Origin of the sequence: Alkalihalophilus pseudofirmus OF4, assembly GCF_000005825.2 — a bacterium.
GTDB lineage: Bacteria > Bacillota > Bacilli > Bacillales > Bacillaceae_D > Alkalihalophilus > Alkalihalophilus pseudofirmus.
The window spans coordinates 1,233,853-1,246,180 of sequence record NC_013791.2; the positions used below are offsets into that span (position 1 = coordinate 1,233,853).

The 12,328-nt window shown below is 39.1% G+C and carries 15 protein-coding genes and 1 pseudogene; 10 read left to right on the plus strand and 6 right to left on the minus strand.

Going from position 1 to position 12,328, the window contains the following annotated elements; all coding sequences use genetic code 11:
• Positions 1 to 2: 2 nt before the first annotated feature.
• From BPOF4_RS06180 to BPOF4_RS22630, 4 genes and pseudogenes are all read left to right on the plus strand, one after another.
• A complete protein-coding gene (locus BPOF4_RS06180; protein ID WP_012958224.1) occupies positions 3 to 782 on the plus strand; it encodes an ABC transporter permease in 780 nt (259 codons plus the stop codon).
• Positions 783 to 827: 45 nt separating this feature from the next.
• Entirely contained in the window at positions 828 to 1,436 is a 609-nt protein-coding gene (locus BPOF4_RS06185) for a hypothetical protein (RefSeq protein WP_012958225.1), read from the plus strand.
• A 21-nt stretch (positions 1,437 to 1,457) separates the two neighbouring features.
• Positions 1,458 to 2,135, plus strand: a pseudogene (locus BPOF4_RS22625) (DUF1385 domain-containing protein); the annotation flags it as partial.
• A gap of 75 nt (positions 2,136 to 2,210) precedes the next feature.
• A complete protein-coding gene (locus tag BPOF4_RS22630; RefSeq protein ID WP_041822678.1) occupies positions 2,211 to 2,540 on the plus strand; it encodes an MTH1187 family thiamine-binding protein in 330 nt (109 codons plus the stop codon).
• A gap of 118 nt (positions 2,541 to 2,658) precedes the next feature.
• Here the strand turns inward: BPOF4_RS22630 and BPOF4_RS06195 are convergent, their stop codons facing one another.
• The 3 genes from BPOF4_RS06195 to BPOF4_RS06205 all read right to left on the minus strand — a co-directional run bounded on the left by BPOF4_RS06195 (position 2,659) and on the right by BPOF4_RS06205 (position 4,486).
• Positions 2,659 to 3,111 (minus strand): GNAT family N-acetyltransferase, encoded by a 453-nt coding sequence (locus BPOF4_RS06195; protein ID WP_012958227.1) that lies wholly within the window; start codon positions 3,109 to 3,111, stop codon positions 2,659 to 2,661.
• A 7-nt stretch (positions 3,112 to 3,118) separates the two neighbouring features.
• Positions 3,119 to 3,628 (minus strand): YjcG family protein, encoded by a 510-nt coding sequence (locus BPOF4_RS06200; RefSeq protein ID WP_012958228.1) that lies wholly within the window; start codon positions 3,626 to 3,628, stop codon positions 3,119 to 3,121.
• Between the two features lie 123 nt (positions 3,629 to 3,751).
• Positions 3,752 to 4,486, minus strand: coding sequence for an alpha/beta hydrolase (locus tag BPOF4_RS06205; RefSeq protein WP_012958229.1), 735 nt, complete (start codon positions 4,484 to 4,486; stop codon positions 3,752 to 3,754).
• Positions 4,487 to 4,691: 205 nt separating this feature from the next.
• On the opposite strand from BPOF4_RS06205, the gene BPOF4_RS06210 reads away from it, so the two are divergent.
• Positions 4,692 to 5,243, plus strand: a complete 552-nt coding sequence (locus tag BPOF4_RS06210) for a phosphatidylglycerophosphatase A family protein (RefSeq protein ID WP_012958230.1) — start codon at positions 4,692 to 4,694, stop codon at positions 5,241 to 5,243.
• Positions 5,244 to 5,467: 224 nt separating this feature from the next.
• Complete coding sequence (locus tag BPOF4_RS06215) at positions 5,468 to 5,653, plus strand: hypothetical protein (RefSeq protein ID WP_031311357.1); 186 nt, start codon at positions 5,468 to 5,470, stop codon at positions 5,651 to 5,653.
• A 67-nt stretch (positions 5,654 to 5,720) separates the two neighbouring features.
• On the opposite strand, the gene fumC is transcribed toward BPOF4_RS06215, so the two are convergent.
• Positions 5,721 to 7,091 (minus strand): class II fumarate hydratase, encoded by a 1,371-nt coding sequence (fumC, locus tag BPOF4_RS06220; RefSeq protein ID WP_012958232.1) that lies wholly within the window; start codon positions 7,089 to 7,091, stop codon positions 5,721 to 5,723.
• Between the two features lie 399 nt (positions 7,092 to 7,490).
• On the opposite strand from fumC, the gene BPOF4_RS06225 reads away from it, so the two are divergent.
• From BPOF4_RS06225 to BPOF4_RS06240, 4 genes are all read left to right on the plus strand, one after another.
• A complete protein-coding gene (locus BPOF4_RS06225; protein WP_012958233.1) occupies positions 7,491 to 8,708 on the plus strand; it encodes a NupC/NupG family nucleoside CNT transporter in 1,218 nt (405 codons plus the stop codon).
• 159 nt (positions 8,709 to 8,867) lie between these two features.
• Positions 8,868 to 9,263, plus strand: a complete 396-nt coding sequence (locus BPOF4_RS06230) for a GntR family transcriptional regulator (protein WP_012958234.1) — start codon at positions 8,868 to 8,870, stop codon at positions 9,261 to 9,263.
• The gene (locus tag BPOF4_RS06235; protein WP_012958235.1) at positions 9,253 to 10,128 is read left to right on the plus strand and encodes an ATP-binding cassette domain-containing protein; all 876 of its coding nucleotides are present in this window, start codon (positions 9,253 to 9,255) and stop codon (positions 10,126 to 10,128) included. Before BPOF4_RS06230 ends, BPOF4_RS06235 begins: the two co-directional genes overlap by 11 nt.
• Entirely contained in the window at positions 10,118 to 11,152 is a 1,035-nt protein-coding gene (locus BPOF4_RS06240; RefSeq protein WP_012958236.1) for an ABC transporter permease subunit, read from the plus strand. The genes BPOF4_RS06235 and BPOF4_RS06240 overlap by 11 nt, the downstream gene beginning before the upstream one ends.
• A gap of 39 nt (positions 11,153 to 11,191) precedes the next feature.
• On the opposite strand, the gene msrB is transcribed toward BPOF4_RS06240, so the two are convergent.
• Together msrB and msrA are read right to left on the minus strand one after the other, a co-directional pair.
• On the minus strand, positions 11,192 to 11,626 hold the full coding sequence (gene msrB, locus BPOF4_RS06245; protein ID WP_012958237.1) for a peptide-methionine (R)-S-oxide reductase MsrB: 435 nt from the start codon (positions 11,624 to 11,626) through the stop codon (positions 11,192 to 11,194).
• On the minus strand, positions 11,613 to 12,161 hold the full coding sequence (gene msrA, locus BPOF4_RS06250; RefSeq protein ID WP_012958238.1) for a peptide-methionine (S)-S-oxide reductase MsrA: 549 nt from the start codon (positions 12,159 to 12,161) through the stop codon (positions 11,613 to 11,615). The genes msrB and msrA overlap by 14 nt, the downstream gene beginning before the upstream one ends.
• Between the last annotated feature and the right edge of the window lie 167 nt (positions 12,162 to 12,328).

Consider the following 12,328-nt stretch of genomic DNA (forward strand, 5'->3'; position numbering starts at 1 on the left):
ATATGGCTCCAGAAATTTCAAATGTATCAATGCTATTTCTTATCATTTTTGTATTAATACCTGTTTCATTATCTTATGTCTATTCGTTGAATTTAGCAGGGAGCATCACCTGGTCCTCATTTAGAGGAGCAGCTCAATTATTCTTAATAGGGTATTTATTAACGTTCTTATTCGAGCTGCCGCCCTTAATTGGTATACCGATTATGCTGAGTGTTATGATTACAGTGGCTGGTTTTCATGCGGCTAAGAAAGGTCGTGGCATTTCTGGCGTACTGCTTTTGATTTTTGGCATTTTAGTGACTGTTGAGCTTACGGTCCTCTCTATGTGGCTTGGATTTGATATGATTGAGTTTACACCAGAACAAGTTATTCCAATGAGCGGCATGGTGATTGGAAACAGCATGGTAGCCATAGGTCTTGCTTTAGAAAGAATGAAAAGTGAATTTAACGAAAATCATAATCGGCTCCTTGCAGCTCTCTCACTCGGTGCTACACCTAAAGAAGCGACACAGCCGATTATCAAGCGGATTGTCCGTGCTGCAATGATTCCTAATGTAGATGGGTTAAAAACAATTGGACTTGTACAGCTTCCTGGAATGATGACGGGGCTGATACTAGCGGGAGTATCACCTCATATTGCGATTCGTTACCAGATAGTCATTTCTTTAAGTATTTTTGTTGCCGTATCAGTTAGTGCAATGCTTGTTACAGTGTTTACGTACAGAAAGTTTTTCAATCAGAACTTACAATTAAAACGGGTGAGTGACGACGGATCAGTGTAGATAAGCAGATATAAAAGAAGTAGATAAAAAGGGGAAACGACCAACATGTTTAACGGGAATAAACTAGTGTTAATTTTACCGGCTATTTTGATGGCCATTATGTTCTGGGGAGGCTATCATTTCTTAGGTGAAAATGAAACGCTGACACATGAACAACTTAAAGAGGAAACGGGTTTAGTTGCTGAGGCAGATGATACGGGTGATGGATGGTTAGTAAACATTAACTGGGAATGGGCTTCTATGCCGGATGGCGGCCTTTATGGTGAAGATTATGTAAGTGTAGCCGTACTAGATGAGGAAGGTCATGCAAGAGAAGACATTACATTTACAGATATGAAGCTTGAATTAGTTTACGGAGACGAAGTGATCTATGAAACCGAAGGCGAAGCCGTCAGTAACGGAGTCATTTTTGCCTATCCTAATGAGATTCAGGAACATCAAAGTCTAGGAAATAATGGACAGGCTGTTGTTCGCTTGAATGGTGATGAGATAAATAAAGAGGATATTTCAATCCGCATGCTCCATACGTGGGTTAACCATAGTCCTTTAACAAAAGAAGATGCATTATTTTCAAATCCTGACTTTAGCGGGGCTGCCAATGTTCCGTATTGGGTAAAAGAAGAGACACCTGCACAGCAGCAATCTCGCCAATAAAGAGAGGGGATAAGCTAGATGATGATTCGTGGATTGTCTTATCAGCGAGGAATTTTCTTTATGGGTAAGACACATATAGCCTGTTCCTATCACGATAAAGGCCGGCTTGTGACATGGATTAAGCCATATGAGACAAAAACAGTCCTTATAATGGCAAAGCAGATCATTTTATCAATGCCCTTATGGTTCAAGGCTGTTGTACTAGCATGGATCGCTCTAGTATTCGTCCCTAAACTGCCATTTTTAATAGAGTGGAATGGACTGCCGTTTTACACGCTCTTCTATTTAATGTTTGGCACACATTTCATGTTCCCGAACAGTTTAAGAAAATACCACGGAGCGGAGCATAAGGTGTTTAGTGATCGGGGAGTTAAGCGTCGGGGGAGATTATACCGAATAAAAAAAGCAGCCATAACGAATCGCTTTTGTTCAACAAATATTGTGGTGATCTACTTTTTAAGTGTGATAAGTTTATGTATCATTTTCCTGGCAGCTGGATTACAGGTAACGGATGCACTTATGTATAGCTCTTATGCAGCGCTTCTTTTCATTCCGCTTCTTCAGTTCGTGATGAGAGGAAAGATAGCAGGGTTTAAATGGCTTCAACAATTCATTTTAACCATCTCTTATTGGCTGCAAGAGAAAATTACAACAGCAGAACCAGAACATAAGCATTTAATATGTGCGCTACAGTCTTACAGGACGCTCGCTAAAGAAGAGTTTCCAGAACATCTAGCAGCGCGGAAAGTGATGAAAAAGAAGGAGGGAAAACATATGGCAATTGTTGATGTTACGGTTATACCAATTGGAACGGAGACACCGAGTGTGAGTCAATATGTAGCTGAAATTCAGAACGTGTTATCATCATACGAAGATAAAATCACCTATGAATTAACACCAATGAGTACATTGATTGAAGGAGAGCTGCCAGTCTTATTTGAAGTTATCCAAGCTATTCATGAGGTGCCGTTTAAGCATGGATTAAAGCGTGTAGCAACAAATATTCGTATTGATGACCGCAGGGATAAAGAGTCAACGATGCAAAGCAAACGTGCATCAGTAGAAGCTCGCATGAAACAGCAACCGAATGATTCAATAAAATGATTCAATCGAATAACTCAGTCGAATAATTCAATCAAATAATCCATTCAAATAACTCTAGAGAGAATAGGCAATAAACTCACAAAAAAACGAACCGATTGGTTCGTTTTTTTGTAAGAAGTTATAATGTTTTCACCATCGACACATGCGGGATACCCGCATCAAGAAATTCATCCGAGGTGATTTCATAACCTAACTTCGAGTAAAAGGGTTCTGCATGAGTTTGAGCATTCAGCTTTACCTTTGAAACACCAAGATTCAGCGCCTCTTTTTCCATTTCATTCATTAAAAAACGTCCTGCACCAGTGCCGCGTGCATCTTTTGCCACACATATACGTTCAGCTTTAGCGTACCCATCAACCAAGCGTAAGCGTCCTGCACCGATTGGTTTTGAACCAATATCTTCTGAACCAATTGTACGGTCGTTTTCATACATGACAAAATGAATGCTTTGATCTTCTAAATCATCTACTTCTTCCTCTTTAGGTACGTTTTGTTCTTCTACAAATACCTTCGTTCGAATGGAATAAGCATCTTTTAACTGTTGATCATTCATAACTTTAACTACATTCATCTGTTCGTTATTCTCCTAAGCGATAGGTTTCATAAACGGTCCAAGAACCATTTTCTAATTGATACAGCAGCTGCATGCGATCAATCACTTCATGGTGCTCAATTTTTTTCATTTTTAAACGTCCTACAACATCTGCCACCTCATCATTTGATAGGTCTTGACCAATCGTCACATGAGGAATGAACTTATATTTTGTGTTTTCTTCAAAAGGCTCTTGATGAAGCTTAGCATATAATTCAGAAAGCGTTTCGTGCTCTTTAATTTTAAAGAAAATCGTATTTGATTGTGGAGAAAAAGTATCTACTTTATACACATCAATTTCTACAGGTGATGAGCTTTTAGCAATGTCCCTTAATTTAGATGTAATGTAGGGAAGATTATCATCGCTAATTTCAAAGGGCTCTTTAACTGTAATATGCGGTGGAATTAAAGCATAATGGGAATCATAGCGCATACGGAATGAATTCGCTAAATCTTGCAATTTCTTAGTTGGAAATAATGCAATACCATATTTCATTGACCTCATCCTCCTCAATCTCGTTTTTATTTATCATACAGATACTTACTAAAAATGTCTATTAGCTCTTAGTCCTTTTTGTAAAAAACAGCAGTCGCATCAGTTCAATCAATCATAGTTCAATCAATCATACGGAAGGAGAGTAGTAAGGGCGCGCGGTAAATCTTTTTGCCAGTAAGTCCACGTATGATCTCCTTCAAATTCAAAGTAAGTGTACGGAAATTTTTTCTCTGTCAATAATTCATTTAAATCACGATTTGGAGAGAGGAAATCTAGCACATTTCCATCGGTGGTTTTGACTTCCGTTTCTTTTGTACCAATGACATGATAGATCGCAATTGATTCAGTTTTAGTACAATTTGAAACCGCATCAAGCACCGTTTTATTAACGTATGGAGAATGCATCATTACTTGTCCAAACAGGCTCGGATATTCGATTGCTGCCATTAAAGAGATCGTAGCTGCAAGTGAATCACCAGCTAATGTTCTGCTTGCTGCAAGTTGATGAGTTGGGAATTTTTCATCGAGATAAGGGACTAATTCATGTGCCAAAAATCGAATATAAGCTTCAGCTTTTTCACCATCAGGGTGATAGCGCTTTCTTCTTTCATCAACGCTTGGATAAGGGACACCGACAATAATGACATCTCGAAGTTCAGCCTCTTCAATTAATTCCTCGACTTGTCTTGGAATACGCCCCAATTGAAAATAATCATTCCCATCTTGACAAATAAGCAGATCATACGATTTTAGTGGAGTGAAATTTGGTGGAGTATAATAAAGTAATTTTTGCTCTGTTTGTAGATACTCACTGTTAAATGTTTCTTCAAAAAGAGTACCTTCATAAGGTCTTGCCATCTGTGCCAATCCTTTCTTATTACTAAATTTAATGAAGTGTTTTTATTTACCGTATATCAGGGTACATATTCATTACGTAATGGTTTTATTTTAACATAATTCATGTCTAAAAGCCTTTTTTGAAAGCTGCATCAAAGGAATGATGCACGAGGAATGACTATTCAGTAAATTATGATAAAATAGAGAAAAAAGAGGGGGATGTATCATGAAGACACCTGTACATTGTGAAGTAGTAGAACAGGCAGCTAGAGAAAAATTAAAAAATAGAGGTGTGTCCATTGATGACATTGCATCGATCGTTTATGATCTGCAACGTCCGTATAATGCGCATGTTACACATGAGCAATGCTATGAGAGTGTGGATGCTGTATTATGTAAGCGTGAAATCCAGCACGCCATCTTAGTTGGTATTGAACTAGATGAATTAGCAGAAAAAAAGCAGCTGTCAGAACCGCTGCAGTCTTTAATTGATACAGATGAAGGGTTATTTGGTGTAGATGAAACGATTGCACTAGGCTCTGTTTTTGGGTTTGGAAGTATAGCTGTAACTTCATTTGGCTATCTTGATAAACAAAAAGTCGGGATTATTAATGAGCTGGACAAACGTAAATCAGAAGTACATACTTTCCTAGATGATCTTGTGGCTAGTATCGCAGCAAGTGCAGCAGCAAGACTCGCACATAGGCTGCGTGACATTGAAGAAAACCGCCGCCTTGAAGATATTAAAAAGCGAGAAGATGAAGAGTTGATCGGTTAAACAAGGCTTCCGCTGTATGTACTCGCTTTCCACAGAGTGTCCCGAAGCCTCCCTATCGTTCCGCTCTTGTGAGATACCTATCAGTAAAAGTCGCCCTACCATAGTTGTTGATTTCCGCTGCAGGCACACGCTTTCCGCGGGCGGCCCGGGAGCTTCTTCATTGCTTGAGCAGACAGAATTCAGTATAATAGAAGATATTGGATGAAAGAAGGTTTGCTCTAGTGATGAAATCGTTGCCGAAGTGGATCTACTATAAACAAACGTTTCGTACGAAATTTCAAGCAGGGTGCATTAAAGCAAAGCTTGAAGATAATTGGATGAACGGCTATGAAGTTGGGCCATTAGTTGAGGTTCGCAAACTCAAGACGAATAAGTACATCGTTCGTTACACATATGATGAAACGGTATAAAGAAGTCTTAAATAAGTATTCACCAAAAAAAGAGCTGAAACGGCATGGCCGTTTCAGCTCTTTTGCTTTACTTCTCATTAACCATATTTTCAGGGCGAACGAATGTATCAAATTCTTCGGGTGTTATATAGCCGGTCTTCTCCGCTGCTTCACGTAATGTTAGATTTTCGTCAAAGGCGAGTTTTGCAATCTTTGCTGCTTTTTCATAACCAATGTGCGGATTAAGAGCAGTCACAAGCATTAACGAATTATTTAAGTGATCTTTCATTTTCTCCTCGTTAATATCTAAGCCCGCTAGACAGCGGTCATGGAAGCTGGACATGCCATCACGAAGTAATTCGATTGATTGAAGCACATTGTATATGATGACAGGCTTAAATACATTTAATTGAAAGTGTCCCTGACTAGCAGCAAAGCCGACTGTTGCATCATTTCCAAACACCTGAGCGCATACCATCGTCATTGCCTCAGCTTGAGTAGGGTTTACCTTTCCAGGCATAATCGAACTACCAGGTTCATTAATAGGCAGTTGATATTCGCCAATTCCTGATCTCGGACCAGAGGCTAAGAGACGAATATCATTTGCGATTTTAAATAAATTTGCTGCAAGTCCTTTTAAGTTTCCATGCAGACCTACTAAAGCATCATGACTGGTAAGCCCATGAAAATAATTCGTAGAAGAGGTGAATGTTGTACCTAATTGAGTAGATAGCTGCTTACTCACCGCTTCGCCAAAACCCTTAGGAGCATTAAGACCTGTCCCGACAGCAGTTCCGCCGATCGTTAGAATTCTCACATGTTCAAGGCTTTCTTCGATCATTTTTTTACTTGTCTCAAGCATATGTCTAAAGCCGCTGATTTCTTGTGCTACTGTTAAAGGAGTAGCATCTTGCAAGTGAGTACGGCCGATCTTCACCACATCTTGAAATGCTTGTTCTTTCTCTTTACATGTCTCAATCATTCGATCAATTTCTTTATAAAGAGTTTTTTCAACAGCAAAGACTGTAGCCACATGCATGGCTGTTGGAAAGGTATCATTTGAACTTTGTGAACGGTTCACGTCATCATTAGGATGAATGAATCCTTCTTTTGATTCGTTAGCTAATCTAGCGACTACTTCATTAACATTCATATTTGATTGAGTACCGCTACCTGTCTGCCATACAACAAGAGGGAAGTGCTTTCTTGCATCTTGTTCTAGAAGCCGCTGAATGGAATCAATAATGGCTGCTGCTTTTTCTTCTTCTATTGCTCCCAATTCTTTATTTGCAATCGCACACGCTTTTTTAAGGTGAAGAAATGCTGTTATAACCTCATTTGGAATTTTTTCTTTTCCAATTGGGAAATTCTCTAAGCTTCGCTGTGTCTGTGCACCCCAAAGTTTATCATCTTCCACATACATTTCACCTAAAGTATCTCTTTCTATCCGTTTACTCATCTAGAAAACTCCCTTCTCATTACTAAGATGTTCAAAAGTAACCCTACTTCATACATACCCTAAAATGTGAAAATTATTGATTCGATTTTACCAGTGATTCCTATTTACAAGTTGGGCCGTAATTGATATAGTAAGGGAGAAGTTCGGACGTCTGACATCTAGACAAGCGTTTACAAATTTCGACACCGCTTTCAAGAACCATTCATTTTTTTAAACGGCAAGTAAGCGTTTTCAGTTTGACTTTATGAACGATGGGTACATATAGGTAGTGTTCATGAAGCATCCTAAAGACGTTGATTCATTGGTTTCTTGTGAAGGCGTTTTCTTAAACGAGTAATGCAGGTGATCTGGCGATTTGAGCAAGTGACTCGCTAATAAATGAAAAAGAGGTGCGGTATCATGAATTTTTTATGGGGAATTGTTGGGATCATTACGGTTTTTGCGGTTGCATATCTGCTCTCAGCTAACCGAAAAGCTATTCGCCCTAGAACAATTCTAGGAGGATTAGCTATCCAAATTGGTTTTGCTTTATTGGTCTTAAAGACAACAATTGGGCAGCAAGCCTTACAAAAGCTAACAGAAGGGGTTCAATGGATCATCAGTGCTGCAAATGAAGGAATTGATTTTGTATTTGGTGGTTTCTTTGATGGGACAGGAGTAGAATTTGTATTTGCTATTAACGTTTTATCTGTTGTTATTTTCTTCTCTGCTCTCATTTCGGTTTTATACTACCTTGGTGTTATGCAGTTAATCATCAAATTTATTGGTGGAGGACTTGCAAAATTACTTGGTACATCGAAGACTGAGTCAATGTCTGCAGCTGCAAACATTTTCGTAGGACAAACAGAAGCACCTTTAATTGTAAAACCTTACTTAAACAAAATGTCACAATCAGAACTTTTTGCTGTTATGACAGGGGGACTTGCCTCTGTAGCGGGTTCAGTATTGATTGGGTATGCACTGCTTGGAGTTCCGCTTGAATACCTGCTTGCAGCTAGTTTCATGGCAGCTCCAGCTGGTCTGATTATGGCAAAAATGATTGTACCTGAAACAGAGCGTACAACAAATGATGTGGATGACTTTAAGCTTGCTAAAGATGAGGATACAGTAAACATTATTGATGCAGCTGCTAAAGGGGCTAGTACTGGTTTAACTCTCGCGCTGAATATTGCAGCGATGTTAATTGCCTTTGTAGCGTTAATTGCCTTAATTAATGGGCTCCTTTCATTCCTAGGTGGTTTTGCAGGACTTGAGAATTTAACGCTTGAACTGATCTTAGGATATGTATTTGCACCGCTTGCTTTCCTTATTGGTGTACCTTGGGATGAGGCAGTAATGGCAGGAAGCTTCATCGGTCAAAAGCTAGTAGTTAACGAATTCGTAGCTTATTTATCTTTTGCACCGGAAATTGAAAATTTAAGTGAAAAAGCAGTTATTGTTATTAGTTTCGCACTTTGTGGTTTTGCTAACCTTTCTTCACTTGGTATTTTACTTGGTGGTCTTGGGAAGCTTGCTCCTGAACGTCGTGGAGACATTGCACGCTTAGGTCTTCGTGCAGTAGCTGCTGGTATGCTTGCATCATTATTAAGTGCAGCAATCGCAGGTATGTTAATTTAATAAATTACGTGAATCTGCATATGTGCCTCATAGCGCATATGCAGATTTTTTTTGTTCTCTAAAAAAGTGATATTGACAATTTCCAAACATATACATATACTAACTGTATTAGGTGTACTACTTTAATTAGTACACTATAGACACCGAGGTGGTGAATACATGCTTATAACGATTAATCCTAAAAGTCAAAAGCCGCTCTATGAGCAAATCGTTCAACAAATTAAAGAGCTGGTAGCAAAAGGAATATTAGAAGAGGAGGAGCAGCTGCCGTCTGTTCGAGATTTAGCTGCGCAAATAGTGATGAATCCAAACACTGTAAGTAAGGCATACAAAGAACTAGAGCGACAGGGTGTGATTGTCACCATAAGAGGCAAGGGAACCTTTGTAGCCGAGCAGTCGTTGAGAGAAGTTGATCCAAAAGAACGTCAGAAGATCCAAGAACAACTTCGTCAGCTTGTTATTGAAGCTAATTATGCAAACGTAGGAAGAACAGAAATGATCAAATGGATTGAAAAAGAATTTGAAGCGTTAGGAGGATCACGTGATGCAGATTAAACAAGTGGGGAAAACCATTAAGCAACGATCGATATTAAATGAAATTACGTTTGATATTGAGCCAGGAAAAGTGACTGGTTTAATTGGGCGGAACGGTGCGGGGAAAACAACTCTGCTGCAGTTAATGGTAGGTATTCTTAAGCCTGAAGCCGGTGATATTTTAGTTGGAGAAAAAAGCATTTATACTTATCCTGAAGTAAAGCAGGATATCGTATTTGTTCCAGATTCCCCGGAGGCGCTCAAATCTTATTCAATCAAAGAAATATGTCTGCTCTATAAAGAAATTTATCCGAAGTTTGATGAAGAACTATTTAATTCCTTATTAGACCGCTTTACTCTCCCAAAGAGCGGAAAGGTTGGGTCCTTCTCTAAAGGTATGAAAGCTTTGTTTGCACTTATTTTAGCCTTTTCAACGAAAGCGACCTATATTTTACTAGATGAACCAACGGATGGACTTGATGTCATTGTAAAAAAACGAATTCTGCAATTTATAGTAGAGGCTGTAGCAGATTTCGAGGTTGCGGTTGTCATTTCTTCTCATCGTCTAGATGAATTGGAGTACTTAGCAGACAGCATTATTATGTTAAAAGAAGGCGAAGTGTCGCGCACCTATTCTCTTGATTCAATTAAAGAATCATACAAAAAAGTGCAAGCTGTTTTTCCTCATGGCATGCCTGAATCAATTTCAAAGCTTGGCACTGTTATTAATGAAACAGGGAAAGTGTATATTCTTGTCTTTGAAGACACGGAGAATAATGGAATTGAAAAAATAAAAGAAGCTCACCCGCTGTATATGGAAGAGCTGCCGATGACATTAGAAGATTTATTTGTCGCTAAACTTGGAGGTGAGCAGTTTGTCGGTTAAAGGATTACTGCGAAAAGAATGGAAACAGTCAAGAGCCATTTTATTTCTCATCACACTATTATTTCTTTTCCATTTTCCGATCAGAGCAATGGTGAGCATAGAAAACTGGAGGGAAGAAGTTCGTTCAGCCCCTGCAGAAGCAATGAATTATTTACAATGGTCGGTGCACAGTGCACTTGGAATGAGTGTATTTTCACTCGTAATTATTGTCCTTCTCGTAACTCTTGCCGTACAGTTGATCGGTTCAGAAAGAAGCACAAGACGTCAGGACTTTGCTTTTGCCTTGCCTTACAGGAGGCGTACGATGTTTTTAGTGAAATGGTTGATGGGTGTAGTACCCGTTCTCGTTCTCTATCCAATTACCTTTCTTTCAGCTTACTTTATGATCGTATCATCAGAATTTGGATTCCATTTAGATGGGGTAAACTTTCTTGAGGCGTTCATGCTACCATTATTAGGTTTTATTGCAACCTACAGCTTTACGCTGTTTATTGGAACCATTACAGGCGAGATGATTTCACAAATTGCCTTAACCTTTATTTTCACTATTTTCCCTGTAGGTATTTTGGTATTAGTAGGGTACTTTTTTGAAGTGAACTTTAATAATGGTTACTTTTTTGGCAGGATTTCAGAAGAGGCTTCCCGCTTTATCTGGCCGATCTATACGGTTTATAACCCGACATCTGCAATGGGGGATGGGGAATTTATGAATCTATGGATTCCGCTTGCAGCTACACTCCTGTTTGTTGGTGCAGGTCAATGGCTATATGAGCAAAATCATAGTGAATTTAATGGGGAGTTTCTTATTTTTAAACAACTTGAACCTATTTTCCGAGCAGGGATTATTGTTTGTTTTGCTTTACTTGGCGGAATGATCGGTTCGGGTCTTGTACCATGGAGCTTGAAAAATGGAAGTATCTTAGAGCTTGTTTTCTACTGGGTAGGTGCTGCTATCTTTACGTACTTGAGCATTTTATTAACGAAGCGTCTATTTTCCATGAATATTACGATTAAAGGAAAGTAAAAACAAAAACAAGCTGCCAAAATGGGCAGCTTGTTTCATTTATGCCTGAAATAATTTTAAATACGCACCGTAGCCTTCTTTTTCAAGATCTTCTTTTGGGATGAAGCGAAGGGCAGCTGAGTTGATGCAATAACGCAGACCATTTGGGCCAGGGCCGTCATTAAACACATGGCCTAAATGAGAATCGGCGTCTTTGCTGCGGACTTCTGTACGAATCATAAAATGCGAACGGTCTTCTTTTTCAATGATTTCTTCATCTACGATCGGTTTAGTAAAACTAGGCCAGCCGCACCCCGCATCATATTTATCTAAAGAGCTGAATAATGGTTTACCAGACACGATATCCACATAGATTCCATCATCTTCTACATTATAATACTCGTTACGAAACGGAGGCTCTGTCCCGTTATTTTGAGTCACTTCATACTGCATTGGCGTTAATCTTTCTTTTAATTCTTCTTTATTTCGACTCATCTTGGTTATCCCCCCAGTTGTTTTTGATAAATGCTGCTCGTCCTGAGCCTTTATGATACATCATATAATGAAATGGATTTTTCTTATAATAGTCCTGATGGTATTCTTCTGCAGGATAAAAGGTTTGTGCGGGAAGAATATCGACTGTAATCGGTTTTGTAAACCGGCCGCTTGCTTGCAGTTCAGCTTTAGATTCTTCCGCTGTTTCTTTTTGGCTCTCATCATGATAAAAAATAGCGGGCCTGTAAGAATCTCCGCGGTCATGAAATTGACCGCCTGCATCCGTTGGGTCTATTTGCTGCCAAAAAATCTCCACTAACTGTTTATAAGAGAAGATCTCAGGGTTGTATGTGATCTGAACCGCTTCATAATGACCAGTCGTCTCAGAACAAACTTCTTTGTAGGTGGGATTTTCGGTATGTCCGCCCGTATATCCTGATATGACAGATTCAATACCGTCATAGGAGTCAAAAGGCTTTACCATACACCAAAAGCAGCCTCCCGCAAATGTTGCTTTTCTAAAAGCTTCTGCCATAATGCAACACTCCTTACTTAGTATAGTGCTTAGTATATCATGATAGGCACTTACATGACTTAAGATACGCTTATATAATGAATTAGTAAGGTTTAGAAAAACGAATATTCTACTTCTCCTTCAAGAAAGTTCGTGCTATGATAGAATCTTGGCGCAGTTTTTTAAGA

Bases quoted from the DNA above. Each gene is read 5' to 3' on its own strand.
- BPOF4_RS06180 (WP_012958224.1), top strand. From the start codon at position 3: ATGGCTCCAGAAATTTCAAATGTATCAATGCTATTTCTTATCATTTTT.
- BPOF4_RS06185 (WP_012958225.1), top strand. From the start codon at position 828: ATGTTTAACGGGAATAAACTAGTGTTAATTTTACCGGCTATTTTGATG.
- BPOF4_RS22630 (WP_041822678.1), top strand. From the start codon at position 2,211: ATGGCAATTGTTGATGTTACGGTTATACCAATTGGAACGGAGACACCG.
- BPOF4_RS06195 (WP_012958227.1), bottom strand. From the start codon at position 3,111: ATGAATGTAGTTAAAGTTATGAATGATCAACAGTTAAAAGATGCTTAT.
- BPOF4_RS06200 (WP_012958228.1), bottom strand. From the start codon at position 3,628: ATGAAATATGGTATTGCATTATTTCCAACTAAGAAATTGCAAGATTTA.
- BPOF4_RS06205 (WP_012958229.1), bottom strand. From the start codon at position 4,486: ATGGCAAGACCTTATGAAGGTACTCTTTTTGAAGAAACATTTAACAGT.
- BPOF4_RS06210 (WP_012958230.1), top strand. From the start codon at position 4,692: ATGAAGACACCTGTACATTGTGAAGTAGTAGAACAGGCAGCTAGAGAA.
- BPOF4_RS06215 (WP_031311357.1), top strand. From the start codon at position 5,468: ATGAAATCGTTGCCGAAGTGGATCTACTATAAACAAACGTTTCGTACG.
- fumC (WP_012958232.1), bottom strand. From the start codon at position 7,091: ATGAGTAAACGGATAGAAAGAGATACTTTAGGTGAAATGTATGTGGAA.
- BPOF4_RS06225 (WP_012958233.1), top strand. From the start codon at position 7,491: ATGAATTTTTTATGGGGAATTGTTGGGATCATTACGGTTTTTGCGGTT.
- BPOF4_RS06230 (WP_012958234.1), top strand. From the start codon at position 8,868: ATGCTTATAACGATTAATCCTAAAAGTCAAAAGCCGCTCTATGAGCAA.
- BPOF4_RS06235 (WP_012958235.1), top strand. From the start codon at position 9,253: ATGCAGATTAAACAAGTGGGGAAAACCATTAAGCAACGATCGATATTA.
- msrB (WP_012958237.1), bottom strand. From the start codon at position 11,626: ATGAGTCGAAATAAAGAAGAATTAAAAGAAAGATTAACGCCAATGCAG.
- msrA (WP_012958238.1), bottom strand. From the start codon at position 12,161: ATGGCAGAAGCTTTTAGAAAAGCAACATTTGCGGGAGGCTGCTTTTGG.